This window comes from Arthrobacter sp. SlRoot2-15, assembly GCF_059739345.1.
Genome location: NZ_AP046058.1, coordinates 2,702,398 through 2,726,715, shown reverse-complemented (window position 1 = coordinate 2,726,715; position 24,318 = coordinate 2,702,398). Strand labels below are relative to the sequence as shown.

Annotated in this window: 21 protein-coding genes; 5 read left to right on the top strand and 16 right to left on the bottom strand. The window is 70.3% G+C overall.

From position 1 onward, the window contains the following. Positions 1–45: 45 nt before the first annotated feature. The 4 genes from AC6I9V_RS12620 to AC6I9V_RS12605 all read right to left on the bottom strand — a co-directional run bounded on the left by AC6I9V_RS12620 (position 46) and on the right by AC6I9V_RS12605 (position 5,969). The gene (locus tag AC6I9V_RS12620; RefSeq protein WP_497899666.1) at positions 46–456 is read right to left on the bottom strand and encodes a hypothetical protein; all 411 of its coding nucleotides are present in this window, start codon (positions 454–456) and stop codon (positions 46–48) included. Between the two features lie 109 nt (positions 457–565). Then, positions 566–1,855, bottom strand: a complete 1,290-nt coding sequence (locus tag AC6I9V_RS12615) for a hypothetical protein (protein ID WP_497899665.1) — start codon at positions 1,853–1,855, stop codon at positions 566–568. A gap of 330 nt (positions 1,856–2,185) precedes the next feature. Then, a complete protein-coding gene (gene guaB, locus AC6I9V_RS12610) occupies positions 2,186–3,697 on the bottom strand; it encodes an IMP dehydrogenase (RefSeq protein WP_349412962.1) in 1,512 nt (503 codons plus the stop codon). Positions 3,698–3,875: 178 nt separating this feature from the next. Further along, on the bottom strand, positions 3,876–5,969 hold the full coding sequence (locus AC6I9V_RS12605; protein ID WP_497899664.1) for an acyltransferase family protein: 2,094 nt from the start codon (positions 5,967–5,969) through the stop codon (positions 3,876–3,878). Positions 5,970–6,107: 138 nt separating this feature from the next. Here AC6I9V_RS12605 and AC6I9V_RS12600 point away from each other — a divergent pair, with 138 nt between their 5' ends. After that, positions 6,108–7,076: a DUF389 domain-containing protein gene (locus AC6I9V_RS12600; RefSeq protein ID WP_497899663.1), complete on the top strand. Its 969-nt coding sequence runs from the start codon at positions 6,108–6,110 to the stop codon at positions 7,074–7,076. Between the two features lie 115 nt (positions 7,077–7,191). On the opposite strand, the gene groL is transcribed toward AC6I9V_RS12600, so the two are convergent. From groL to AC6I9V_RS12585, 3 genes are all read right to left on the bottom strand, one after another. Continuing rightward, positions 7,192–8,802 (bottom strand): chaperonin GroEL, encoded by a 1,611-nt coding sequence (gene groL, locus AC6I9V_RS12595; RefSeq protein ID WP_349412964.1) that lies wholly within the window; start codon positions 8,800–8,802, stop codon positions 7,192–7,194. Positions 8,803–8,883: 81 nt separating this feature from the next. Then, the gene (gene groES, locus AC6I9V_RS12590) at positions 8,884–9,180 is read right to left on the bottom strand and encodes a co-chaperone GroES (RefSeq protein ID WP_056737866.1); all 297 of its coding nucleotides are present in this window, start codon (positions 9,178–9,180) and stop codon (positions 8,884–8,886) included. A 427-nt stretch (positions 9,181–9,607) separates the two neighbouring features. Then, entirely contained in the window at positions 9,608–10,021 is a 414-nt protein-coding gene (locus AC6I9V_RS12585) for a hypothetical protein (RefSeq protein ID WP_497899662.1), read from the bottom strand. A 56-nt stretch (positions 10,022–10,077) separates the two neighbouring features. Between AC6I9V_RS12585 and AC6I9V_RS12580 the strand changes: the two genes are divergently transcribed. Beyond that, a complete protein-coding gene (locus AC6I9V_RS12580; protein WP_497899661.1) occupies positions 10,078–11,337 on the top strand; it encodes a THUMP-like domain-containing protein in 1,260 nt (419 codons plus the stop codon). Here AC6I9V_RS12580 and AC6I9V_RS12575 read toward each other — a convergent pair. Both AC6I9V_RS12575 and AC6I9V_RS12570 read right to left on the bottom strand, forming a co-directional pair. Continuing rightward, positions 11,321–12,121 (bottom strand): shikimate 5-dehydrogenase, encoded by an 801-nt coding sequence (locus tag AC6I9V_RS12575; RefSeq protein WP_497900311.1) that lies wholly within the window; start codon positions 12,119–12,121, stop codon positions 11,321–11,323. The genes AC6I9V_RS12580 and AC6I9V_RS12575 overlap by 17 nt on opposite strands. A gap of 48 nt (positions 12,122–12,169) precedes the next feature. Then, a complete protein-coding gene (locus AC6I9V_RS12570; RefSeq protein ID WP_497899660.1) occupies positions 12,170–13,813 on the bottom strand; it encodes a glycoside hydrolase family 3 N-terminal domain-containing protein in 1,644 nt (547 codons plus the stop codon). Between the two features lie 167 nt (positions 13,814–13,980). Here AC6I9V_RS12570 and AC6I9V_RS12565 point away from each other — a divergent pair, with 167 nt between their 5' ends. Next, a complete protein-coding gene (locus tag AC6I9V_RS12565; RefSeq protein ID WP_497899659.1) occupies positions 13,981–15,132 on the top strand; it encodes a glutamate--cysteine ligase in 1,152 nt (383 codons plus the stop codon). A gap of 38 nt (positions 15,133–15,170) precedes the next feature. Here AC6I9V_RS12565 and tsaD read toward each other — a convergent pair whose 3' ends face one another. The 6 genes from tsaD to AC6I9V_RS12535 form a co-directional block, all read right to left on the bottom strand. Beyond that, on the bottom strand, positions 15,171–16,283 hold the full coding sequence (gene tsaD, locus AC6I9V_RS12560; protein WP_497899658.1) for a tRNA (adenosine(37)-N6)-threonylcarbamoyltransferase complex transferase subunit TsaD: 1,113 nt from the start codon (positions 16,281–16,283) through the stop codon (positions 15,171–15,173). Next, the gene (gene rimI, locus AC6I9V_RS12555) at positions 16,280–16,732 is read right to left on the bottom strand and encodes a ribosomal protein S18-alanine N-acetyltransferase (protein ID WP_497899657.1); all 453 of its coding nucleotides are present in this window, start codon (positions 16,730–16,732) and stop codon (positions 16,280–16,282) included. The genes tsaD and rimI overlap by 4 nt, the downstream gene beginning before the upstream one ends. A gap of 71 nt (positions 16,733–16,803) precedes the next feature. Beyond that, the gene (tsaB, locus tag AC6I9V_RS12550) at positions 16,804–17,475 is read right to left on the bottom strand and encodes a tRNA (adenosine(37)-N6)-threonylcarbamoyltransferase complex dimerization subunit type 1 TsaB (RefSeq protein WP_497899656.1); all 672 of its coding nucleotides are present in this window, start codon (positions 17,473–17,475) and stop codon (positions 16,804–16,806) included. 2 nt (positions 17,476–17,477) lie between these two features. Continuing rightward, positions 17,478–18,089 carry a tRNA (adenosine(37)-N6)-threonylcarbamoyltransferase complex ATPase subunit type 1 TsaE gene (gene tsaE / locus AC6I9V_RS12545; protein ID WP_497899655.1) on the bottom strand — a complete coding sequence of 204 codons (612 nt, stop codon included), beginning with the start codon at positions 18,087–18,089 and terminating at the stop codon, positions 17,478–17,480. Beyond that, complete coding sequence (gene alr / locus AC6I9V_RS12540) at positions 18,086–19,309, bottom strand: alanine racemase (protein ID WP_497899654.1); 1,224 nt, start codon at positions 19,307–19,309, stop codon at positions 18,086–18,088. Before alr ends, tsaE begins: the two co-directional genes overlap by 4 nt. Before the next feature lie 451 nt (positions 19,310–19,760). Next, the gene (locus AC6I9V_RS12535) at positions 19,761–20,852 is read right to left on the bottom strand and encodes a PfkB family carbohydrate kinase (protein ID WP_497899653.1); all 1,092 of its coding nucleotides are present in this window, start codon (positions 20,850–20,852) and stop codon (positions 19,761–19,763) included. Between the two features lie 82 nt (positions 20,853–20,934). On the opposite strand from AC6I9V_RS12535, the gene AC6I9V_RS12530 reads away from it, so the two are divergent. Continuing rightward, a complete protein-coding gene (locus tag AC6I9V_RS12530; protein WP_497899652.1) occupies positions 20,935–22,377 on the top strand; it encodes a family 4 glycosyl hydrolase in 1,443 nt (480 codons plus the stop codon). A gap of 17 nt (positions 22,378–22,394) precedes the next feature. On the opposite strand, the gene AC6I9V_RS12525 is transcribed toward AC6I9V_RS12530, so the two are convergent. Further along, positions 22,395–22,931: a GNAT family N-acetyltransferase gene (locus AC6I9V_RS12525; RefSeq protein WP_497899651.1), complete on the bottom strand. Its 537-nt coding sequence runs from the start codon at positions 22,929–22,931 to the stop codon at positions 22,395–22,397. 98 nt (positions 22,932–23,029) lie between these two features. Between AC6I9V_RS12525 and mshA the strand changes: the two genes are divergently transcribed. Continuing rightward, a complete protein-coding gene (gene mshA, locus AC6I9V_RS12520) occupies positions 23,030–24,295 on the top strand; it encodes a D-inositol-3-phosphate glycosyltransferase (protein WP_497899650.1) in 1,266 nt (421 codons plus the stop codon). Positions 24,296–24,318: the final 23 nt, after the last annotated feature.

Sequence of the window (24,318 nt, the reverse complement as noted above, 5' to 3'; positions counted from 1 at the left end):
TTGGGACGCGCGGCACGGGCATGCTGTTTGGAGCCTGCCCGGCCGCTAGTACTTCTCGCCGTATTCGTACTCTGGGAAGTCGAAGCAGGCGCTGAAGCTGCCGATCTGAAGGCTCTCCGGACCGTCCCAGAAGGACACCAGGAGATGGGTGCCGTCGTCGTGAAGGAGATCCACCCGGCGGTTCCCGTCCTGGTCCTTGCCGTCCGTCGCGGACCAGCCGGGCCGGCCGGACAGGGAATTCCGGACCTGGTCCAGGAACGTCGTCCGGTCCAGGCCGGGCCGCAGCTCGACCTGCCCGGCTCCCGTCCACTTCTTCTGATCGCCCCGGCAGGGCATCAGGCTGGACGTGTCATTTTCGAAAACGGAGACGACCAGACCGGCTGGCACCATCCCGATGATCTCGTGCTGCACTGCGAGGAGCTTGGACTTGGCCGTTTCCAACGTTAGGGGTTTCATCTTCTGACTCTCTTGTGGTGCGGATCCAGTTCCGCAGGCGGACAGGCCAAGGCACAAAATAACTGCAAGAAACCCACACCAAAGACGGGTCCCGTCGGTCAACCGCCCCTTACCGCGCACGGATCTCCTTTCGGATGTCTTCCAAGGCCGGTTCATTGAACGGATCCGTCGTCGCGATGAGGCTGTGGTTGTCAATGCTGTAGGCCTCCTGCCATCCGCTGCCTCCCGGCGGGGCGTACACGTGCTTCTCAAAAGCGGGCTCCTTCATGGGGTAGTTGTCTCCCACGACTCCCCTGCGCTCCGCGGTCAACAGGATGTCGGGATACGTGTAGCTGGAGTACTGCGTGCCAGGGTCGGGCGTCCAGCCTGGCGGCATCGCGGCGCCGGAAAGGGCGAGGACCTTGTCGTAGTGGGCGCCGGCGACCTCGGACCCGGTGACGTTCCGCAAACCCCAGCTGTGGCCGATAGCAACGGTCTGCGCTCCGGCGGGTTTTTCCAGCTCGACGGCGGCCTGGAAATCCCGGAGTACGGGAGCCGTCGCGGCCACGAAGTCGTCGCTTTTGGCTTCCCCGACGAAGGCTTCCAGAGGCGGCCCGTCGGGGAATTCGGTTCCTTTGTAAACGAAGGCGACGGTGCCCTGTGACGGGTCCAAACCAACCAGCCTTTGGGCTACGGCTTGCGGGCCGCCGCCGTAGAACGACTGCTCGTTGGTTAGGGTTCCGGGCACATACGTCACAGCGGTTTTGGTGTCGGCGTTGTAGTCGCCGATCATTTCCACGATCGCGCTGCGCTCCGGGGCGCAGGCCACGAGGTTGACCTTACCGCCGGCAACCTTCTGCAAGGCCTGCCGCTTCTCCCACGCCTCGTGCTGTTTCGCGTACATCAGCGGATATCCTGCGGCCATGATCAGCGGATTGAATTTGGGTTCCGGGTCTGGGCCCAGCGCATCGAGCCGGTGCCGGGCATTGATGGCGTTGGCGCTGATGCGGTCCTCGAACGGGATGCCGTTGGTGTTGCCGGCCACGTCGGGGTGATCGGCAATGAAGGCCGTCCTCTGCCCCTCCGTCAGTCCCGCCCACCAGTCGCGGATCTGCGCCGGCGTCTTACCTCCGAGGTCAGCAGGCTGAGGGACCGTCACGGCCGCCGGAAGTCCAACGGCCGACGTTCCGGCCGCGCCGGCTCCGCCGCCCTGGCTTGCCTGTTCCTGCTCCGCCGCATTGCGGAGCAGTTCCTCCGCCGCTGCTGCCAGGAAAGCGGCGGCCTGGCGCAGCGCCCGGCTGTGACCGGACTGCCAGTCCTGCCGGAACCTTTCGGCGTCGGGTCCTGGCCAGGGCGTGTGCGCGACGCCGGTTCCCAGTGAACTCAGCTGCGCCAGCAGCAGCCGGCCGGACGAACCCATTTGGACGCCAAGCAACCTGAGCTGGGCAGGATCCGCCCCCTGAAATCCATCCGCCACGCGCAATCCCCCTGTTGTCGTCGGCTACGGCCGCGGGCCAGGGAATCCCCCCGGCCGCCGGTCACCCTCGAGGCTACCGCGCACAGACACACGCAGGCCATGGGGAGAGATCCCCATGGCCTGCGTGTCGCGGTACTTACGGTGGAGCGGGTGGGTGGGCCCACGGCGCCCGGGTTCCCTGACCGCAGCGAAGCAAGGTCAGGGAGGCGGCGGGTGGGCCCACGCCCGCCGGGTTCCCTGACCGAGCTTGCGAGGTTAGGGGGCGGGTGGGGATTAGCGCGAACCGTAGTTCGGTGCCTCCACGGTCATCTGGATGTCGTGCGGGTGGGATTCCTTGAGCCCGGCCGCGGTGATCCGGACGAACTTGCCGCGGGCCTTGAGCTCGGCGACGGTCGGGGCGCCGGTGTAGAACATGGTCTGGCGGAGGCCGCCGACCAGCTGGTACGCCACCGAGGACAGCGGGCCGCGGTAGGCCACCCGGCCCTCGATGCCTTCCGGGATGAGCTTGTCATCGCCGGAGACGTCGGCCTGGAAGTAGCGGTCCTTGGAGTAGGAGGTGTTCTTGCCGCGGGTCTGCATGGCCCCGAGCGAGCCCATCCCCCGGTAGCTCTTGAACTGCTTGCCGTTGACGAAGATCAGGTCCCCCGGGGACTCGTCGCAGCCGGCCAGCAGGGAACCGAGCATCACGGTGTCGGCGCCGGCCACCAGGGCCTTGCCGATGTCGCCGGAGTACTGCAGGCCGCCGTCGGCGATCAGCGGCACGCCGGCCGGGATGGCCGCCTTGGCGGACTCGTAGATGGCGGTGATCTGCGGGACGCCGACGCCGGCCACCACGCGGGTGGTGCAGATGGAGCCCGGGCCCACGCCCACCTTGATGCCGTCGGCACCGGCGTCGATCAGGGCCTGGGCACCCTCGCGGGTGGCGGCCTGGCCGCCGATGATGTCCACGTGCGCGGCGACCGGATCGGACTTCAGCCGGCGGATCATGTCCAGCACACCCTGCGAGTGGCCGTTGGCGGTGTCGACGAACAGGGCGTCGACGCCGGCGTCGATCAGGGCCATGGCCCGCTCCCAGCCGTCACCGAAAAAGCCGATGGCGGCGCCGACGCGCAGCCGGCCCTCCTCGTCCTTGGTGGCCAGCGGGTACTGCTCGGCCTTGGTGAAGTCCTTGGTGGTGATCAGGCCCTTGAGCCGGCCCTGCTCGTCGACCAGCGGGAGCTTCTCGATCTTGTTGGTGGCCAGCTTGTGCGAGGCTTCCTCGCGGCTGATGCCCACGTGCCCGGTGACGAGCGGCATCTTGGTCATGACGTCGCTGACCAGCCGGATGGGGAAGTCGGATTCCGGCACAAAACGGGTGTCGCGGTTGGTGACGATGCCGAGCAGCCGCATCCCCTCGTCCACGACCGGCAGGCCGGAGACGCGGTAGTGCGAGCAGATCTCGTCCAGCTCGGCGAGCGTGGCTTCGGGGCCGATGGTCAGCGGGTTGGTGATCATGCCGGACTCGCTGCGCTTGACCCGGTCCACCTGGTCGGCCTGGTCGGCGATCGACAGGTTACGGTGCACCACGCCGAGGCCGCCCTGGCGGGCCATGGCGATGGCCATCCGGGACTCGGTCACGGTGTCCATCGCAGCGGAGAGCAGCGGGGTGTTCACGGTGATGCGCTTGGATATCCGCGAGGAGGTGTCAGCCTCGGACGGGATGACGTTGGTGTGTCCCGGCAGCAGCAGGACGTCGTCGTAGGTCAGGCCAACGAAGCCGAAAGGGTCGTGTTCGGGCTGGGTCATGAGTGCGCCTCTTACCTTGGTTTCTGGGTTCACGGGTAGGGGTTGCAGCAGATGACCAGCCCGTCATTACGGGCGTGGCCTGTGCAGAAGTGTTGTGTAAATAGTAGAACCTCGGGCCCGATCCCCATATTCCGGGCCGCGAATGTGAGCAACGGCATGCCGGGCCGCGCCGCGCGCGTCACGTCCAGCCGGTGGCGGCGAGCAGCCGCTGCTCGAACATCGGGATCATGCTTTGGACGTAGGTCTTCGTGAGGTGGTTGTCGTCCTTGTAGACGTAGACGTTCCCCACGACGGCGGGGCAGGTGCCGTTGGCGCAGATGAAGTCGCTCAGGTCCATGAGGTGGAGTCCGGCGACCTTGCCCCGGTAGGCGTCCAGCGGCGAGGAGGCGGCCAGCGATTCCTGCAGCGGAACGTTGCAGGCTGCGGCGTCGGCGCCCTTCTTCTGCACGCATTCGGGCATGTTCATGGTGAAGCGCGGGTTGTCGCGGATGCCCACCACCTCCATCCCGGCGTCGGTGAACGGCTTGATGCCCTCGAGGTACTGCGGCACCTCGGTTTCGTACGGGGCGTCCTTGAGCGTGAGCGAGGCGACCGTAAACACGGCGTCCGGCGTGTGATCCAGCACGTATTGGGCGCTCGCCTTGTTGAAGGCGTTGCAGTCCGCATCGCGCTCAGGCGATTCCCCGCCGAAACGGCAGTTGCCCTTGAGCAGGGTCACGACTTCCCAGCCGTGGCTCGTGGCGATGGGGCCCAGGGCGGCCATGTACTGCTGGGCGTGGGAGTCGCCGAGCACCACAATCTTCTTCGTCACGGGGTCCGGCCGGCTGTTTTGCAGGCAGCCTGCCAGCAGCGGGTCCGTGGGCACGTTGGAGTCCGTGCAGAGCCCGTCGATGTCGGCCCACTCGTTCTTCAGGGCCGCGGGGCCGGGAATGATCTTGGCGTCCGGAGTCGGCTTGCCGGCGTTCTCCGGCGCCAGCGCGGCGGCGCCGGGGGTCAGCTCCCGGGGCTGGGCCGCGGCGGCGGCCTCATCGGCCATCAGCTGGCTCTGCCATACGGTGACGGGTCCGGCGAGCAGGGCACCGCAGGCGGCGATGACTACGGCGGTGCGCCACGCGCGGCGCTGCGGCCAGTGCCAGTCGCGCAGCGGCTTCTCGACGTAGCGGGTGGTGAGCACGGCCAGCGCCACGGAGGCGGCGACGATGGCGAGCCCCTGCACCAGGTCCGGCGCAGTGATTCCCATGCCGGCCAGCGCCAGCACCAGCAGCGGCCAGTGCCAGAGGTAGAGGGCGTAGGAGTTGTCGCCCAGGGCCACCAGCGGGCGCCACGTCAATAGACGGTCGACGCCGAAGCGGCTGCCGCTCTGCCCGGCAACGATGATGGCGGTGGCAGCCAGCGTGGGCCACAGCGCGATGAAACCGGGGAAGGATCGGTCCACGGTCAGCAGCAGCCCGCAGGAAAGCATCGCGGCCAGGCCGGCCCAGCCCAGCACCACGCGCAGCGCCTTGCCCGGTTTCAGGTGCGGCAGCGCCAGGGCCAGCAGCGAGCCGAGGGCGAACTCCCACAGCCGGGTCCGGGTGTCGAAGTACGCGTAGGCCTGGTTGCTGGCGGTCTGGTCGATCGAGTAAGCCAGCGACACGGCAAAGATGGTCCCGAAGGCCAGGGCCAGGAGCAGCCGGTAGTCCGTCAGCCGGTCATCCAGCTTCGTCCGGCGCAGTGCCCGGCGCAGCACACGGTGAAGCAGGGCGGCGCCGGCGAAGACCAGCGGCCAGAGCAGGAAGACCTGCCCCTGGATGGATAGGGACCAGAAGTGCTGCAGCGGGCTGGCACCCGAGTGGTCCTGGGCGTAGTAGTCGACGGCGGTGTCGGCAAGCAGCCAGTTCTGCCGGTACAGCAGCGACGCCCAGGCCTGGTCGAGGATGTCCGGCCACCGGCTTGCCGGCAGGATGGCCCAGGTCCCGACCAGCACGGCGAGGACCACCACCACGACGGCCGGCAGCAGCCGCTTGAGCAGGTGCAGCCAGTGGCTCAGCAGGCGCAGCGGCTTCCCGCTCTCCACCTTCCGGGCGAAGCTCAGGGTCATCAGGAAGGCCGAGATGAGCAGGAAGATGTCCACGCCGCCGGAGACCCGGCCCAGCCACACGTGGTAGGTCACCACCATCAGGACGGCAAGCGCACGCAGGCCCTGCACCTCGGGCCGGTAGCCTGATTTGCGGCGCGCGGGCGAACCCGCGGATGCGGGCGGCGGGCTGGCTACGGTTCGCTCGTTCGACACTGGGGACCCCTCAGGCACACTTCCAAAAACATCAATGTTACTGAACCGTAATTTTCTGCGCCAATCGCCGGGAGGTCTGCCTGCGGGCGCCGGCCACGCAGCAGGCCCTAGTCTGTAACGAGTCGAAGGAGGCCGCGAGTGATCGTGCAGTTACGGATTTGTGTCCCGGAGCAGCTCACCGGTGCCGTGGTGGACAGCTGTTCGGACGGGACTGGTGTGGCGGAGGTGGCGCTGCACCCGGGCGCCTCGGTGCTCCCGCCGGGAGATGTGATCCTGGTTTTCATCGCGCGGGAATCCGTCGAGGCGCTGATCGAGAAGCTCCACGCCCTCAACGTCCAGGAGGTCGGCTCGATCTCGGTGACCACGCCCGAGTTGCTGCTCTCCGACCGCGCGGACGAGGCCGCGGCGGCTGCCCCCGGCGAGGGCGCGGACGCCGTGATCTGGGATGAGGTGTCCCGGCAGACCGGGGAGGACTCCCGGCTGACGTGGAGCTACCTGGCGTTCCTGGTCCTGGCCACCCAGCTCGCCGCGATCGGGATCGTCACCGACTCGACCATCGCGATTGTGGGCGCCATGGCTGTCGGTCCCGAGTTCGGTCCGCTCGCCGCGCTGGCCGTGGCCTTGGTGCGGCGCCAGTGGCGGCTGGGGCGCCGCGCGGCGCTGGCGCTCGGAGTGGGGTTCCCCGTCGCCATGCTGGCGGCGGCGTTCACGGCGTGGCTCTCCGTCCCGCTTGGTCTTTTTCCCGCCGATGCCCTTGACCGCGGCTCGGCGGTGGAGTTCATTTACCATCCGGGGCCGTACTCCTTGATTGTGGCCCTATTGGCTGGCACCGCCGGCATGTTGTCCGTGATCGGCCGGCGGTCTGCTGCCCTGATCGGCGTGTTCATTTCGGTGACCACGGTCCCGGCGGCCGGGTTTGTGGCGGTGGCGCTGGTGCTCGGCGAGTACCAGAAGGCGGCGGGCTCGGCGCTGCAGCTGCTGGTGAATCTGGTCGGGATCGTCGTGTCGGCGGTGGCGGTGCTGCTGTTCTACCGGGTGGTCACCAAACGCCTGCCGCGCGACGCCGCGGCGCGGCTGCGGCGGAAGGCGCAGGCGCAGGGGCGCTGACGTGACGTGACCGGCGCTGACAGGCGCCGGTCGGGGCCTGCCATAACAAGAAGGACCGGACCAGCTGGAGCTGGTCCGGTCCCTTTTGTTGCACGGGAACTAGTGCGCGGGAACCTTAGTGCTGGTGCCCGGCGTGTTCGTCTTCCTCGGCCGGCTTCTCCACCACAAGGGTTTCGGTGGTGAGGACCAGCGCGGCGATCGAGGCCGCGTTGCGCAGTGCCGCGCGGGTGACCTTGACCGGGTCGATGACGCCGGCCGCGATCAGGTCCTCGTATTCGCCGGTCTTGGCGTTGAAGCCCTGGTTGACCGCGGACTCGGACACCTTGGCGACGACGACGTAGCCGTCGAAGCCGGCGTTCTGGGCGATCCAGCGCAGCGGCTGGGTCAGGGCGCGGCGGACGATGCCCACGGCAGCTGCCGCGTCGCCGTCGAGCGCCTGGACGGCCGGGTCCTCATCGAGCGCCTTGAGCGCGTGGATGAGGGCGGAGCCGCCGCCGGCCACGATGCCTTCTTCGAGGGCGGCGCGGGTGGAGGACACGGCATCCTCGATGCGGTGCTTCTTTTCCTTCAGCTCGACCTCGGTGGCTGCGCCGACCTTGATCACGCCGATGCCGCCGGCCAGCTTGGCCAGGCGCTCCTGCAGCTTTTCCTTGTCCCAGTCCGAATCGGTGCGGGTCAGCTCGGCGCGCAGCTGGGCGACCCGGGCTGCGACGTCCTCGGCGGAACCGGCGCCGTCGACGATGGTGGTGTTGTCCTTCGTCACGGTGATGCGGCGGGCGGTGCCGAGGACCTCAAGGCCCACGGTGTCCAGGCTCAGGCCCAGCTCCGGGGAGACGACCTGCGCGCCGGTGAGGGTCGCGATGTCCTGCAGCATGGCCTTGCGGCGGTCACCGAAGCCGGGAGCCTTGACGGCGACGACGTTCAGGGTGCCGCGGATGCGGTTGACGATCAGCGTGGAGAGGGCCTCGCCGTCGACGTCCTCGGCGATGATGAACAGCGGCTTGGAGCTCTGCAGAGCCTTCTCCAGCAGCGGCAGGAATTCCTGGACCGAGGAGATCTTGCCCTGGTTGATCAGGATGAGGGCGTCCTCGAGGACGGCTTCCTGGCGTTCGGCGTCGGTGACGAAGTACGGGGACAGGTAGCCCTTGTCGAACTGCATGCCCTCGGTGAGGACCAGCTCGGTCTGCGTGGTGGAGGACTCCTCGATGGTGATCACACCATCCTTGCCGACCTTGCCGAACGCCTCGGCCAGCAGCTCGCCGACCTCGTCACTCTGCGCGGAGATGGCGGCCACGTTGGCCACCTGGGTGCCCTCGACGGGGCGGGCGTTCTCCAGCAGGCGGGCGGCGACGGCCTCGACCGAGACCTCGATGCCGCGCTTGATCTGTCCCGGGGCGGCGCCGGCGGCAACGTTGCGCAGGCCTTCCTTGACTAGGGCCTGGGCGAGCACGGTGGCGGTGGTGGTGCCGTCGCCGGCGACGTCGTTGGTCTTGGTGGCGACCTCCTTGGCAAGCTGCGCGCCAAGGTTTTCGTACGGGTCGTCCAGTTCGACTTCACGGGCGATGGTGACGCCGTCGTTGGTGATCGTGGGGGCGCCCCACTTCTTGTCCAGCACGACGTTGCGGCCGCGCGGGCCGAGCGTCACCTTGACCGTGTTGGCGAGCTTATCGATGCCGGCTTCAAGCGACCGGCGGGCAGCGTCGTTAAACGCGAGCTGCTTTGCCATGGTTTTGTCCTTTCAAGACAGAACCCCGCGCAGCCGTTCCGTTCAAAGCGAAGGAATCGGCGGCGCGGGGGTCCAAGAGAGTTACTTTACGACGATCGCCAGAACGTCGCGGGCGGACAGCACGAGGTACTCGACGCCGCCGGTCTTAACTTCGGTTCCGCCGTACTTGGAGTAGATGACAACGTCGCCGACGGCGACGTCGACGGGGACGCGGTTGCCGTTGTCGTCAAAGCGGCCGGGGCCCACTGCAACAACTTCGCCTTCCTGCGGCTTCTCCTGTGCGGAGTCCGGGATAACCAGGCCGGAAGCCGTGGTCTGCTCGGCTTCGAGCGGGCGGACAACAATACGATCCTCAAGAGGCTTAATAGAGACCGACACTCGGACCTCTCCTTTTCGTCAGCAAATTCGTGGACTTTAAAGCTGTGGTGCCATGGCGTACAGACCGTCGTCGCGGTGCCGGCAGCAGCCAGGCCGGTAAAGCTTCAGGTGTTAGCACCCGCCTAGGGGGAGTGCCAATGACGACTCTATGTAAGGAGTTAGCACTCGGTCAAGGTGAGTGCCAGAAAGTTCGTCGTCGGTGAACGCGGTTATGGACATGCTCATCGGGCGGCTTGGACGACGGGCATGTTGCCTCGGGCGCGGAGCTTGTGACCATTGTTGGTGCTGAGCGATGGACATGCCCAGTGCTGGCCGCCACGGATGGGCATATACGCAATATGTCCCGTGCTGGCGGCGAAGGATGGGCATGTCCGTCCCATTCCATGCCGGCGCCGACCCTGCGCCGGGCCAAGCGGGCCAAAGCGGCCTACTGCCCCGCGAGGTCCTCGTAGTCCCAGTCCTGGCCGTCGTCGTCCTCGTCGACCTGCGCGGAGGTGTTCCGTTCGCGGTACATGACGAAGCCGCCAGCGAGGGCGGCCAGCGTCCCGAGGACCAGGAAGATGATGCCGCCCACCCGGGCCGGGGCATAGGTTTCGCGGATGGCCCGCGCCTCGTCCGTGGCGTCCGTGACGTCCTTGCCGCCAACGGAATACACGGTGGCGTTGAAGGAGTCGAGGGCGAAGATGATCACCAGCAGCGCCACGCAGACGACCGCCACCACACTGCCCGCAATCAGCGCGGGCCGGGCGAAGCGGACCAGGCCGCTCCGGCCCGGATTTTCCCCGTCGCCCGGCTCCCGGGTGCCCGCCGCGCCGAAGTCCTCTGTGTCCCTGTCGTCCATGCCGTCCAGCCTATCGGTCGTGCCGGGCGTTCCGCGCCTGAACTACGCTTGATGGCATGGCTGAGACTACGCAGGACCAGATCGCCCCGCTCCTGAATCCGGAGGGCTGGGAACTGCTGGCGTCCCTTGGCCCGTACCGCGAGGAGGAGGCCTTCCGGCTCAACGCCTCGCTCCGGAAAGCCGGCCATTCCCCCGAACTGGTCTCGGCGGCACTCACGCAGTCCCGGCTGCGGACCAAGGCGGAGGCCAAGTTCGGCGAATTCGCCCGGCAGATGATCTTCACCCGGGCCGGCTTGGAGCAGGCCACCCGGCTGGCCGTCGCGGCACGGCATGCGCAGCGGTTCGCCGCCGCCGGGATTTCCCACGTGGCGGACCTGGGCTGCGGGCTGGGGGCGGATGCGATGGCGCTGGCCTCCCTCGACATCACGGTCACCGCCGTCGAACTGGATGAAACCACGGCCGCCTGCGCCACCATGAACCTGATCCCGTTCCGGAACGCCACCGTGGTCCACGCCGATGCCGCCGTCGTTCCGCTCGACGGGATCGACGGCGTCTGGCTCGACCCGGCCCGCCGCACTACGTCGAGCTCCGGAACGAAGCGCCTCTGGGACCCGGAGGACTTCTCCCCGCCGCTGTCCTTTGTGGAGTCCCTGGCCGCGTCCGGCCGGGCCGTCGGCGTGAAGATGGGCCCGGGCATGCCGCACGCCTCCGTGCCCGCGGGCTGCGAGGCGCAGTGGGTCTCGGTGGGCGGCGACGTTACCGAGGTGGCCCTCTGGTTCAACGCGGTCCGCCGGCCCGGGATCCGCCGCGCCGCCCTGGTCCTGGGGCCGCAGGGAGCCGCGGAGCTAACCAGCTCGGAGGAGTTCGACGCCGGACCGGCCGCCCCGGTGGGGGCCGTGGAGGGCTACCTCTACGAGCCGGACGGCGCCGTGATCCGTGCCGGCCTGGTCGCCGACGTCGCGCTCCAGCTCGGCGGGCATCTGCTAGATGAACACATCGCCTACATCTGCGCGCCGGAACTGCGCGAGACGCCCTTCGCCCGCGCGTACAAAGTCCTCGAGGTGATGCCGTTCAACGTCAAGGCGCTCAAGGCCTGGGTCAAGGCCAACGGCGTCGGTGTCCTGGATATCAAGAAACGCGGCACCTCGGTGACCCCGGAGGAACTGCGCAAACAGCTGCTCCCGGGCGGCAGGAGCGCCAAGAATTCCGCCACCAAAACGGCCACCCTGGTCCTCACCAGGATCGGCGAGGAGCGGGTGGCCATTTCGGTGGAGCCCGTCCAGGTCCCGGCGGCCGGGGCTACTGGGCCCGCATAAACTCCTCGGCGGCCCGGACCTGTTCGTCGCTGGGCCGGATGCCGGTGTAGAGCACAAACTGTTCCAGGGCCTGGATCGTGGCGACCTCGGCGCCGGTGATCACCTGCTTGCCCGCAGCGCGGGCGGCCTTCACCAGCGGGGTCTCGGCCGGCAGCGCGACGACGTCGAACACCACCTTCGCGGCGGCGATCGCCTCCTGCGGGAAGGGCAGCGCCTCCGCATCGGGGCCGCCCGCCATGCCGATCGGCGTCACGTTGATCAGCAGCTCGGCAGTGCCGGACGGATCGAGGTCGGCCCGCCAGTCGAACCCGTAGAGCCCGGCCAGCGCCCGGCCGGCCTCCTCGTTGCGTGCGACCACGGTGACGTTGCGGAAGCCGGCGTCGCGCAGCGCCGCAGCGGTGGCCTTCGCCATCCCGCCGGCGCCCAGCAGCCACACGGAGTAATCCGTGGGGACGGCGTTGCGCGCCAGCAGCTGCTCGATTGCCGTGTAGTCGGTGTTATAGGCCGTGAGCGTGCCGCCGTCGTTGACGATCGTGTTTACCGAATCGATGGCTTTCGCCGACGGGTCCATGGCGTCCACCAGGGCTATGACGTCTTCCTTGTAAGGCATTGAGACCGCGCAGCCGCGGATGCCGAGGCCTCGCACCCCGGCGATGGCCTGGGCGAGGTCGGTGGGGGCGAAGGCCTTGTAGATCCAGTTCAGGCCCAGCTGTTCATACAGGTGGTTGTGGAAGCGGGTCCCGTTGTTGCTCGGCCGGGCCGAGAGCGAGATGCACAGGGTCATGTCTTTGTTCAGGATGGGCACAGCACCATTAAACGCCATGGTCCCGGCTCAGCGGCAGCCGGCGCCCGCTCCCTGCGGCCCGACGGCGACCGGCAGCTTCCCCGGCGCGGTCGCTTTCCCGGCCAGCACCGCCAGCAGCGCGTCGAAGGCCTCCTGGGTCCGGCCGTAGAGCGCGATTTTCGCGGGCGCGGCGGACTTCTCCAGCGGCCAGGGGGCGTCGAGGGCAACCGCCACATCCGCGGTCGCCGGAGCTCCGCCATAGCCGATCAGCGTCACGAGCGGCCCGTCGCCGATCCGGATGCCGGCCTGGCCGGCCGCCGCCGCGAACCTGGCCCGGTCCTGTTCGGAGCCGCCGTTCACCCGAACGCTGGCCGGGACCATCGGCCCGCGGCAGGGCCCGGCCAGCACGGTGATGGCCTGCTGGGAGACCTTTTGTGACAGCGTCACGCCACTGCCCGGCGGCCTGCCCTGCGGCGCGAGGCTGCGCGCGCGCCAGAGCTGCATCGTGGCCACCCGGGTGGCCGCCTCGTCCAGCCGGGTGGCCGGCAGGGAGCCGTTCCGGACCGCGGCCACGATGGCGTCGTGGGCGGTTTCCACCGACGCCGGCATCAGCACCAGGTCCGCGCCGGCGGCGAGCGCCAGCGGGGCGGCGGCGTCGTTGGGGAACTGCTTCCCGATCGCACCCATGTTGAGGGCATCGGTCACGGCGACGCCCTTGAAGCCCATCCGGCGCAGCTCCGCGTAGGCCGCCGGCGAGACCGAGGCGGGCACCCCGGGCTGCAGCGCAGGCACGGCGATGTGCCCGGTCATGACCATGGGCAGCCCGGCGTCGATGGCGGCCTGGAACGGCTTCAGGTCCCTGGCGCGCAGCTGCTCCAGGCCGGCTCCCTGGACCGGCAGGCCCTCGTGCGAGTCGACGGTCACGGAGCCGTGGCCGGGAAAGTGCTTGGCGGCCGGCAGGATCCCGGCCGCCAGCATGCCGCGCGAGAAGGCGATGCCGACGTGCGCCGCGGTGTCCGCGCTGCCGGAGATGGACCGGGCGCCGATGGCGGGATCTGCCGGGCCCACGGTGACATCCGCCGTGGGGGCAAAATCGACGTTGAAGCCGAGCCCGGCCAGCTCCGCGGAGAGGGCACGGCCGGCGTCGGACGCCAGCGGCTCACTGTCCGCGGCGCCGTAGCTCATCGGGGCCGGCCACTCGGTCAGGGGTGCGCGCAGCCGCGCGACAGCTCCGCCCTCCTGGTCCACGCCGATCAGCCCGGGCCAGCTGCGGCCGTCGGCCCGGGCCGCCCGCTGCAGGCGTTCGGCGGCGGCCCGCATGGCGGCAGTGTCCACCTGCCCGTCAGGGGCGGCAGGGACGTTGTCGCCCATCACGATCGAACCGGCGAGGTGCAGCCGCTCAATGGTCCGGGCATGGGCCTCGGAGTCGAGCCCGGGGAAGAACGGCAGCAGCACCTGCCCGGCCTTTTGCTCAAGGCTCATGCCCGAAACGGCGCCGGCCGCGGCATCGGCGTCGCGTTGGTCCGGACCCCAGCCGAGCGGTCGCGGGCCTCCGGGCCCGGCGTCGCCCGCCGGCGGCGCCCCGGCGGCGGAGCCCCGGTCCGGGGTCGGTCCGGGGCCCGCAGCGTCCGGTCCGGCGCAGCCTGCCACCGCCACGGCAAGCCCCGTCAGGAGCGCCAGGGCCGCCGGCAACTGGCTTCTTCTGTGAAAACTCTCACGTATCAGCTGTAACTTGGCCACCAGCTCGATGCTACCCCTGCACTAGACTTGGAGCACCGTTGCCTTGCCACCGCATGCCGCCGCGGGCAGCAGCACAGCCGGCGACAAAACAGCGCGCAACAACACAGCGAAGGGACCACATGAAGATTGATTTCGCTTCATCCAGGCAATCAACTCTTGGTGTGGAATGGGAACTCGCGCTGGTCGACGCCGAAACCGGCGAGCTGGCCTCGGTGGCCGGCGAGGTGCTCCGGGGCGTGGCCGACCGCCACCCCGAGCTGAACGAGGATGACGAACATCCCCACATCAAACAGGAACTGCTGCTGAACACGGTGGAACTCGTCACCGGCATCTGCACCACCGTGGCCGAAGCCAAGGCGGACCTGGACAGCTCCCTCGCCGCGCTGCGCGAGGTCACCGACCCGATGGGCGTGGAGGTCTTCTGCGCCGGCAGCCACCCCTTCAGCCCGCCGCAGCTGCAGCCGGTCACGGACAAGGAGCGGTACGCCAAGCTGATCGACCGCACCCAGTGGTGGGGCCGGCAGATGGTCATCTACGGGGTGCACGTCCACGTGGGCCTGGACAGCCGCGACAAAGTGCTTCCGGTGCTCGACGGCCTGGTCAACTACTTCCCGCACTTCCAGGCGCTGTCCGCCTCCAGCCCGTTCTGGGGCGGCGAGGACACCGGCTACGCCTCCCAGCGCGCCCTGATGTTCCAGCAGCTTCCGACGGCGGGCCTGCCGTTCCAGTTCGCCAGCTGGGAGGAATACGAGTCCTACGTCCAGGACATGTTCACCACCGGCGTCATCGACACCCTCTCGGAGATCCGCTGGGACATCCGCCCGGTGCCCAACCTCGGCACCATCGAGATGCGGATCTGCGACGGGCTGGCCACGCTGGAGGAGGTTGGCGCGATCGCCGCCCTGACGCAGTGCCTCGTGGACGAGTTCTCGACCATCCTGGACAACGGCGGCACCATCCCGACCATGCCGCCGTGGCACGTCCAGGAGAACAAGTGGCGTGCGGCCCGGTACGGCCTGGACGCGATCATCATCCTCGACGCCGACGGCAACGAACAGCTCGTCACCGACCACCTGCGCGAGACGCTCACGCGGCTGGAGCCAGTGGCCGCGAAGCTCGGCTGCAGCGCCGAACTGGCCGACGTGGAAAAGATCATCCGGCGGGGCGCCGGTTACCAGCGGCAGCGCCGCGTCGCCGCCGAGCACGGCGGCGACCTGCGCGCCGTCGTGCTGGACCTGGTCAAGCAGATGCGCAAGGGCCCCGAAGCCTAGGTCCCCGGACGCCGCGTCCCTGTTCCTAGGCGTTGCGCCTAGGCGGACACGGAGGTCACCGGCATCGACGAGTCCGGCGCGAAGCCGATCCCGCTCGGCGCGGTGCCGGCCATCACCAGCTGCGCACCGAGCGCGGCGACCATGGCCCCGTTGTCCGTGCACAGCGCCAGCGGCGGGACGGTCAACCGGATTCCGGCCGCCGTGCAGCGCTGCTCCGTGAGCTGGCGCAGCCGCGAGTTCGCGGCCACTCCCCCGCCCAGCAGCAGCTCGGTGATGCCGTTTTCGCGGCAGGCGCGCACCGCCTTGGAGGTGATCACGTCCACCACGGCCTCCTGGAAGGCGGCCGCGATGTCCGCGACCGGCACCTCCTCACCGCGCGCCTCGAACTGCTCCACGCAGCGGGCGACGGCGGTTTTCAGGCCGCTGAAGGACCAGTCGTACCGGTGCGGGCCCGGTTCCTCCGCGGTGCCCATGTACTTGGGCTGGGTCAGGCCGCGCGGGAACCGGATCGCCGTGGCGTTACCGGTGCGCGCCAGCTTGTCGATCGCCGGCCCGCCCGGGTAGCCCAGCCCCAGCAGCCGCGCCACCTTGTCGTAGGCCTCGCCGGCGGCGTCGTCGATCGTGGAACCGAGGAGCTCGACGTCGTCCGTGATGCTGCGGATCCGGAGGATCTCGGTGTGCCCGCCGGAGACCAGGAGCGCGCCGAGGTTCTCCGGCAGCGCAGTCGCGCCGGCAAAGACGCCCGGGGCGCCGTCGCCCGGCTCGAGCAGGCCGACGCCGACGTGCGCCACCAGGTGGTTGATCGCATACAGCGGCTTGCCGGTGGCAACGGCGAGTGCCTTGGCCGCGCACACACCCACCATGAGCGCCCCGGCGAGGCCCGGGCCGGACGTCACGGCGATGGCGTCGACGTCGGCCAGGGTCACGTCGGCCGCGGCGAGGGCTTCCCGGAGGGTGGGGACAAACGCGTCAAGGTGCGCGCGCGAGGCGATCTCGGGGATGACCCCGCCGAAGCGGACGTGTTCGTCCATGGAGGATGAAACCGTGTTGGCCAGCAGCCGGGTGCCGCGGACAATGCCGACGCCGGTCTCGTCGCAGGAGGATTCAATTCCCAGCACCAGCGGCTGGGAATTGTGCGCGATGTGGTTCATGCTCGGTCCGTTTCGCTCGGAGGGGTGTGCAGCTGCAGGCGCATGATTAGCGCGTCGACGCCGTCGCGGTAGTAGCGCGGCCGGACGTGGATCTGCTCGAAGCCGAAGCGCCGATAGAGCTGCTGGGCGCGGGGGTTGTCGGCGCGCACCTCCAGCAGCACGTCGGCGGCATGACGGCGCCGGCTTTCGCGGATCAGCTCGGTCAGCAGCGCCGACCCGATACCTTTGCCCTCGTGTTCGGGCACGACGGCGATGGTCTGGACGTCCGCGATGGGTTCGATGCACATCAGCCCGGCGTAGCCGACGATCTCGCCGTTGGCTTCCGCGACGAGGTAGCGCCGGGTGTCGGTCTGCGCCAGTTCGTCGGCGAACATCTGCAGGGGCCAGGCGTCCACCGGGAACAGCCGGAGCTCCAGGGCGTGGACGGCGGGAATGTCCGCGGGAACCATGGGACGGAGCTCCACGCCGGGCGGCCCCTGCGGCGGGCCCTGCGGTAGTCCCCGAGGCGTCTCCGGGGCGGTCACAGCGCGCGCTTCCGCGGCCCGGGGACCTGCGCGTCCGATTCGCGCAGGTACAGCGGGGTGCTGTCCAACAGCTGCTGCCCCGCGGCAAGCCTGGCCAGGGCAAACTGGCCCAGCGAAAGCGCCTCGGGCTGCCGCCCGGAGAATTCCGGGACCGCGTTCAGGACGTCCGGGTACAGGCCGGCGCCGGCGCCGTAAACGGGAAGGTCCGGCAGCTCGGCGGCGAACCCCACATGGGGCCCGTCCAGCAGCCGCGGGAGCTGGCCGGCGGTCTGGGCGTAGCGGGCCCAGTACACCTCCTTGCGCCGCGCGTCGGTGGCCACGATGAACTCGGCCGGGGCCTCCGTCGACTCGGCCACTTCCAGCGCAACGGCGTCGAGGCTCATCAGCCCGTACAGCGGCTTGTCCCAGACGAACGCCAGGCTGCGCGCCGTGACGATGCCCGAGCGCAGGCCCGTGAACGGTCCCGGCCCCACCCCGGTGACAATCGCGTCGACGTCGGCGCCGCGAAGGCCCGCGCCGGCGAGCAGCTGCTCGATGCCGGGGGCCAGCACCTCGGCGTGGCTGCGGGTGTCCGCGGTGGCGAAGCTGCCCACGACGGATTCCAGCGAATCGTCGGAGACGAGCGCAGCGCTGGCAACGGCCGAGGTATCGATGGCGAGGATCAGCATGGTCAGTCCGTTTCCGGGGTCGCGTGCGGGAGGGCCGCCAGGGCGGCCGGCGGTTCGGCCCAGCGCGGGCCGAAGCCGCGGAACACCACGGTCCGGGGCTCGTCGGCGTCGTCGGTGTCAAAGTCCAGCACGACGCCGGCGGGCTGGGATCCGGCGGGCTGGGCGTCGGCCTGCGCGCCGGGCGGGGTGCCGCCGAGCTGGCGGTGCAGCTCCACCTCGAGCCGGCTCTCGCTCAGGTGCTCCACCCGGCCGCGGCCCCATTCCACCACGGTCACGGAGCTGTCCATGGTGTTTTCGAGGTCGATGTCGTCGATTTCGGAGGCCGATTCCAGCCGGTACGCGTCGACGTGCACCAGATCCGGACCGCCGGGGCGCGGCCCGTCCGGCCGGTTGGGATGGATCCGGACCAGCACAAAGGTGGGCGAGATGATCCCGGCGCGGACGCCGAGTCCTTCGCCGAGGCCCTGCGTGAAGGTGGTTTTGCCGGCACCGAGTTCGCCGGTGAGGACCAGCAGGTCCCCCGCCTGCAGCCCGGCGCCGAGGGCGGCCGCAAGGGCGTGCGTCTGCTCGGCGGTCCCGACGGTCAGGGTCCGCTCCCAGGCCCCTTCGCTCACTGTCCTGCCCCGGCGTCGGGCGCGGGCTCTTCGTTGATGTACCGGCGCGGCACCCGCGGGCTGATCCGGGTGACGATCTCGTAGTTGTTGGTGCCGGCCGCCCGGGCCCAGTCCTCGGCAGTGGGGCCGCCGTCGGCGCCGTCGCCGAACAGCACGGCCTCGGCGCCGAGCAGCGTGGCCCCACCGGCGGAGACGTGCAGCGGACCGAGGTCGATCACCATCTGGTCCATGGCGATCCGGCCCACCACGGGGTAGGTCCGACCCGCCACCCGGACGGGGCCGCCGGTGGCGACCCGCGGGACGCCGTCGGCGTAGCCCAGCGGGACCAGGCCGAGGGTGCTGTTGCCGGCGGTGCGGTAGTTCAGCCCGTAGGAGACGCCCTGGCCGGCGGGCACGTCCTTGCAGTGCGCGACGACGGTGCGGACGGTCATCGCCGGGCGCAGGCCGACTTCCGCGGAGCTTTGCCCCTCGAACGGCGAGAGCCCGTAGACTCCCAGGCCCACGCGGACCAGGTCAAAGTGTGTGTCCGGCCGGGACAGCGTCGCCGGGGTGTTGGCGAGGTGGCGGACCTCCGGGTCGACGCCGGCGTCCTGCGCCATCGCCAGCACCTCGCGGAAGGCGGCCAGCTGCTCGTCGGTTTCGGGGCGGTCGGGTTCGTCGGCGACGGCCAGGTGGGAGAAGATCCCCACAACGCGCAGCAGCCCCTGGTCCTGGTATTCCATCGCCTCGCCCAGCAGCGTGTCCCAGGATTCCAGGGTGGCGCCGTTGCGGCCGAGCCCCGTGTCGACCTTCAGGTGGATCCGGGCGGGGCGTTCCTGCTCGCGGGCGGCGGCGACGATCCGGCCGAGCTCCCAGCCGGAGCAGCCGATGTCGATGCCGGCGGCCACGGCGGCGGCGAAGTTGCTTTCGGGGGTGTGCAGCCAGGCCAGCAGGGGGGCCTCGATTCCTGCGGCGCGCAGGGCCAGCGCCTCCGAAATGTGTGCGACGCCGAGCCAGCTGGCCCCGGCGCTGAGCGCGGCGCGGGCGACGGGGATGGCACCGTGGCCGTAGGCGTCGGCCTTGACGACCGCCATCACCTTGGCCGGCGATGCCACGGCCGCCAGCCGCCGGACGTTGTGCCGGATGGCCTCGAGGTCGATCACGGCCGAACGTTCCTCGCCGTGGCCCGGACCGGCGTCCGCCAGGGGCCGGAAATCACCTGTTGCTGCTGGGTATATCACTTTACGATTCTACGGGTGGCGGCAGTTGCTGCTGAATTCCGCACCCGGCCGGCACCTCCGGACATGCCCATCCCTCCCCGACGGACATGCCCATCCTTCGGGGCCACGAGTGGACAAATCAGGACTATGTCCATTCCCCGTACCAGGCAACGGGCATGTCCATCCCACCAGGAAACCCGGCCCACTCCCCACCGACGGACATGCCCATCCCCGGCAGCCAGCAGTGGACAGATTAGGAATATGTCCTCTCCCCGAACCAGGCAACGGGCATGTCCATCCCACCAGAAAACCCGGCCCACGCCCCACCGACGGACATGCCCATCCCCGGCAGCCACCAGTGGACAGATCAGGAATATGTCCACTCCCCGAACCAAGCAACGGGCATGTCCATCCGACCGGGACGCCCGCACGCGAAGTCCCAACCCCAACCCCACCCCCCACCAACCCCCGGCTACGCGTCGGAGAGGTGCGCGATGGTCGCCGTCGCCCGCCGCTGCGCCTCGGGGGGCACGTTGCGCACAATCTCTTCGAGGAATCGGTAGCGGCGCAGCCACTGGCTGCCCTGGCGTTCCTTGCGGGCGTTGGCGCGCTGCCACCAGTCGGCGAGGTCGCCCCAGCCGGGGGCGGCGAGCGAGCCGCCGACGTGCTGCACGGCCAGGGCCGCGCACAGGTTGGCGAAGCGGAGCCGGTCCCCCAGCGGCCAGCCGGCGAGGCAGCCGACAATAAAGGCCGCCCCGAAGCAGTCCCCGGCTCCGGTTGGGTCGAAGGCCGGGACGGGCAGCGACGGTACCCACTCCTCTTCCCCGGTTTCGGAATCCACCGCCATGGACCCCTGCGGGCCCAGGGTCACTACGGCCACCGGGACCTTGTCCGCGAGCGCGTAGAGCGCGGCCCACGGGTTGTCCTTGCCGGTGAAGGCCATGGCCTCCTGCTGGTTGGGCATAAAGGCGTGGAAGTACCGCAGGTTGTCCAGCCGCGCCGGCGCCCAGGTGCCGGTGGGGTCCCAGCCGACGTCGCCGAAAAGCCGCACGCCGGCCCGGTGCGCGTCGACGGCCCACGGTTCCAGTTCCTCGGCCAGCTCGGCAACGGCGGCGAGCGCGGGCGGCGCGCAGCCGATCAGTTCGGTGGAGCTGACCGGCGCCGGGTGGCCGTGGGTGACCATGGAGCGGTCCTTCTCGACGCTCAGCGACACGGTGACCGGCGAGTGCCAGCCGGGAACGCGCCGGGAGAGCGAGAGGTCCACGTGTTCCTGCCGGTCCAGGATCTTCCAGTTGTAGTCGCCGTAGCCGTCGTCGCCGAACGCGGCGGCCAGCCCGGTCCGCAGTCCGAGCCGGGCCGCGGCGATGGCCTGGTTCGCCACTCCGCCGGGGCAGCTGCCCATCCCTTCGCTCCAGATTTCGGTGCCGGGCAGGGGTGCGTGCGGGAGGCCGGTGAAGATGATGTCCTGGAACACGGTGCCCGTCAGGAGCAGGTCGAAGCCACCCGCCGCCGGGGTCCGGACGGCGGCGAGCGGGTCGAAGCGCGGCGCTGGAATCGCGTCCATACACGGCACACTACGCCGTCCCTGTGGCCTGCGGTAGGCGGCGCTCCGGCCCCTCGGGCTCCCCGCAGAATAGACTGCAGTCATGCGGCTCATGATTGCCGGCGGCGGCGGATTCCGGGTGCCGCTGCTTTACCGGGCGCTCTCCGCCGGGCCGTTCGCGGGCCTGGTCCGGGAACTGGTGCTGTACGACGTCGACGCCGGCCGGCTCGCCGCCGTCGAGGCCGTGCTGGCCGCCATGCCGCAGCCGCCGGGCGGGGCAGGCGGCGGTCCACGCGTCCGCACCACCACGTCCCTGGCCGATGCGTTGCCCGGCGCGGACATGGTGTTCGCCGCGATCCGGCCCGGCGGCACGGCCGGACGCACCGTCGACGAACGGGTGGCGCAGGACCTGGGGCTGCTGGGGCAGGAAACGACCGGGGCGGGCGGCATCTCCTACGCCCTGCGCACGATCCCGCCGATGCTTCAACTGGCCCAGGCGATGCGGAGCCTCTGCCCCGCGGCCTGGCTGGTGAACTTCACGAACCCGGCCGGCATGGTGACCGAGGCGCTGGTACCGGTGCTCGGCGAGCGGGTGGTCGGGATCTGCGATTCGGCCGGCGGGCTGGTGCACCGTGCTGCCCGGGCGGCCGGCGTCGCGCTCCCGGCGGGCCGGCTCGACGGCGCGGGGTACTACGGGCTCAACCATTTGGGCTGGCTCTACCGGCTGGAGGCCGGGGGCACGGACGTCCTGCCCGGCCTGCTTGCCGACGCCGGGGCGCTCGCCGGTTTCGAGGAGGGCCGGCTCTTTCCCCAGCCCTTTCTGGCACAGCTGGGCTGCCTGCCGAACGAGTACCTGTTCTACTACTACGAGACCGCCCGGGCCGTGGCCGCCATGCGGGCAGCCGCGCAGACCCGCGGCGAGTCCATCCACGTGCAGCAGGCCGAGCTCTATCCGCGGCTCGCGTCCGCCGGCTCTGACGCGTACCGGCTCTGGGATGCCGCGCGCCGCTCCCGCGAGGAGGGTTACCTGGCCGAGGCCCGGGCGGCCGGGGAGCACCGCGACGAGGAGGACCTGGCCGGCGGCGGCTACGAGCGCGTTGCGCTGGCGGCGATGCGGGCCCTTTCCGGCGGCGGCGAGGCCCAGCTGGTGCTCAACACCCGCAACGCGGCGCCGGCTCCCGGCGGGGCGCCGGCCGCGGCGATCCCGGGCCTGCCGGTGGACGCCGTCGTCGAGGTCCCCTGCCGGGTGGGCGCGGACGGTGTGGTCCCGATCCCGCAGGACCGGCCCGCGGAGGCGCAACTGGCGCTGATGCGGCGGGTCAAGGACGTCGAACGGCTCGTGGTCCGGGCCACCGCCCCGGCCGCCGGGGCGGCCCGGGCCGCCGGGCCGCAGTCCGCATCCGACGCCGGGGGCCGGCGGGAGGCCGCCCTGGCCGCGTTCGCCCGGCACCCGCTGGTCGATTCGGAGGAGCTCGCGGCCAGGCTGCTGGCCGGCTACGAGGCGGCGTTCCCTGACCTCGCGGCGCTCTGGGGCGCGGGGTCCTAGCTCTGGGCTGCGGGGTCCTAGAGCCTGCGGTACATCACGTGCAGGCCCACGTAGCCCAGCCGCGGGTGGTTGAAGGCCTCCGGGATGGTGCCGAGGATTTCGAAGCCCATGCCCTGCCAGGCGGCGACGGCGCGGACGTTGCTCTCCACCACGGCGTTGAACTGCATGGCGCGGAACCCGGCGGCGCGGGCCGCCTGGAGCGAGTAGGCGCACAGCGCCCGGGCCACGCCCCGCCCGCCATACCCGGCGCGGACCATGTAGCCGGCGTTGGCGACGTGGCTGCCGCCGCCGCCCTGGTTCGGGTGCAGCTCCCCGGTGCCCAGCACCACGCCGTCGGACCCGCCCGTTCCGACAGCCACGAAGGTCTGGCCCGGGGCCGTCTTGAACCACTTGGCGCGGGCCTGGACCTCGGTGGTGTCGCGGTCCCAGGTGAAAGTCTCCCCGGCCCGGATCACCGGCTCCAGGATCTCCCAAATGGCGGGCCAGTCCTCCCCGGTGGCCTCACGGATCTCCCACGGGGCCGGGGCCGGCACGGTTTCTGCGGTTGCGCTCACAGCCGCCACGTTAGCAGCACGCCGGCCGCGGCGGACCGGTCAGCGGTTCAGGAGTAGTGTTTTACCGAATCCACGTCGCGCGAAGGGAAGGAAGCAGGATGCCGCTGGTCCGCCGCGTCGCCTTCCTCTCCCTGCATACCTCGCCGATGGAACAGCCCGGATCCGGTGACGCCGGGGGCATGAACGTCTACGTCCGCGCCCTGGCCGCGGCCCTGGCGGAGACCGGCGTCGAGGTGGAGATCTTCACCCGGTCCACCGCGGCCGGCCAGGCCGCCGTCGAGCATCCGTCGCCCGGGGTCTGCGTCCACAACGTGCTCGCCGGTCCGCCGCGGAAGCTGCCCAAGGAGGAACTGCCGGCGCTGCTGCACAGCATGGTCGCCGAAATCGACCGGATCAAGCAGCTTCAACCGCATGGCCGCTACGACGTCATCCACTCCCATTACTGGGTCTCCGGGGTCGCGGGGCTGGAGCTGTCGGAGCTGTGGGGGGTGCCGCTGGTGCACACCATGCACACCATGGCCAAGGTCAAAAACCTGCTGCTGGAGTCCGGCGAGCAGCCGGAGCCGCGCCGCCGCGAGGAGGGCGAACACCGGATCGTCGACGGCGCCGCGCGGCTGATCGCCAACACCGGCACCGAGGCCGCCGAGCTGGTCTCGCACTACGACGCCGACCCCGACCGCATCGACGTGGCGCCGCCCGGCGTGGACCTCTCCGTGTTCACGCCCGCCTTCCGGAGCCGCGCCCGCAGCCAGCACGGCGTCCCGCCCGGGCGCTTCCACCTGCTGTTCGCCGGGCGGATCCAGCGGCTCAAGGGCCCGCAGGTCCTGATCAAGGCCGCCGCGCTGCTGCGCGCCCGCCGCCCGGACATCGACCTGCAGGTCACCATCCTGGGCGCTGTGAGCGGGTCGAAGGATTTCGACCTCAAGGCGCTGGTCACCGCGGCGGGCATGGACGACGTCGTCACGCACCACCCGCCGGTCAGCGCGCCCACGCTGGCCGGCTGGTACCGCTCGGCCGACGTCGTGGTGATGCCCTCCTACAGCGAGTCCTTCGGACTCGTCGCCCTGGAAGCCCAGGCCTGCGGCACCCCCGTGGCGGCCACGAAGGTCGGCGGGCTCTCGCGCGCGATCTTCGACGGACGGACCGGGCTGCTGGTGGAGGGCCACAAGGCCGCGGACTGGGCCGACGCGCTCGAGGCCCTGCACGACGACCCTGCCACCCGGGAGGACATGGGCCGCGCGGCGTCCGTGCATGCCCAGGGTTTCGGCTGGCAGCGCACCGCCGCGATCACGCTGGAGAGCTACCAGGCCGCCCTGGTCCAGTATTTTGGAACACGAAGCATCCCGGTGGGCCACACGCCCTGACCGGGAGCCAGACCGGGCGAACC

Bases quoted from the DNA above. Each gene is read 5' to 3' on its own strand.
- AC6I9V_RS12620 (WP_497899666.1), bottom strand. From the start codon at position 456: ATGAAACCCCTAACGTTGGAAACGGCCAAGTCCAAGCTCCTCGCAGTG.
- AC6I9V_RS12615 (WP_497899665.1), bottom strand. From the start codon at position 1,855: ATGGGTTCGTCCGGCCGGCTGCTGCTGGCGCAGCTGAGTTCACTGGGA.
- guaB (WP_349412962.1), bottom strand. From the start codon at position 3,697: ATGACCCAGCCCGAACACGACCCTTTCGGCTTCGTTGGCCTGACCTAC.
- groL (WP_349412964.1), bottom strand. From the start codon at position 8,802: ATGGCAAAGCAGCTCGCGTTTAACGACGCTGCCCGCCGGTCGCTTGAA.
- AC6I9V_RS12585 (WP_497899662.1), bottom strand. From the start codon at position 10,021: ATGGACGACAGGGACACAGAGGACTTCGGCGCGGCGGGCACCCGGGAG.
- AC6I9V_RS12580 (WP_497899661.1), top strand. From the start codon at position 10,078: ATGGCTGAGACTACGCAGGACCAGATCGCCCCGCTCCTGAATCCGGAG.
- AC6I9V_RS12575 (WP_497900311.1), bottom strand. From the start codon at position 12,121: ATGACCCTGTGCATCTCGCTCTCGGCCCGGCCGAGCAACAACGGGACC.
- AC6I9V_RS12565 (WP_497899659.1), top strand. From the start codon at position 13,981: ATGAAGATTGATTTCGCTTCATCCAGGCAATCAACTCTTGGTGTGGAA.
- tsaD (WP_497899658.1), bottom strand. From the start codon at position 16,283: ATGAACCACATCGCGCACAATTCCCAGCCGCTGGTGCTGGGAATTGAA.
- rimI (WP_497899657.1), bottom strand. From the start codon at position 16,732: ATGGTTCCCGCGGACATTCCCGCCGTCCACGCCCTGGAGCTCCGGCTG.
- tsaB (WP_497899656.1), bottom strand. From the start codon at position 17,475: ATGCTGATCCTCGCCATCGATACCTCGGCCGTTGCCAGCGCTGCGCTC.
- AC6I9V_RS12535 (WP_497899653.1), bottom strand. From the start codon at position 20,852: ATGGACGCGATTCCAGCGCCGCGCTTCGACCCGCTCGCCGCCGTCCGG.
- AC6I9V_RS12530 (WP_497899652.1), top strand. From the start codon at position 20,935: ATGCGGCTCATGATTGCCGGCGGCGGCGGATTCCGGGTGCCGCTGCTT.
- mshA (WP_497899650.1), top strand. From the start codon at position 23,030: ATGCCGCTGGTCCGCCGCGTCGCCTTCCTCTCCCTGCATACCTCGCCG.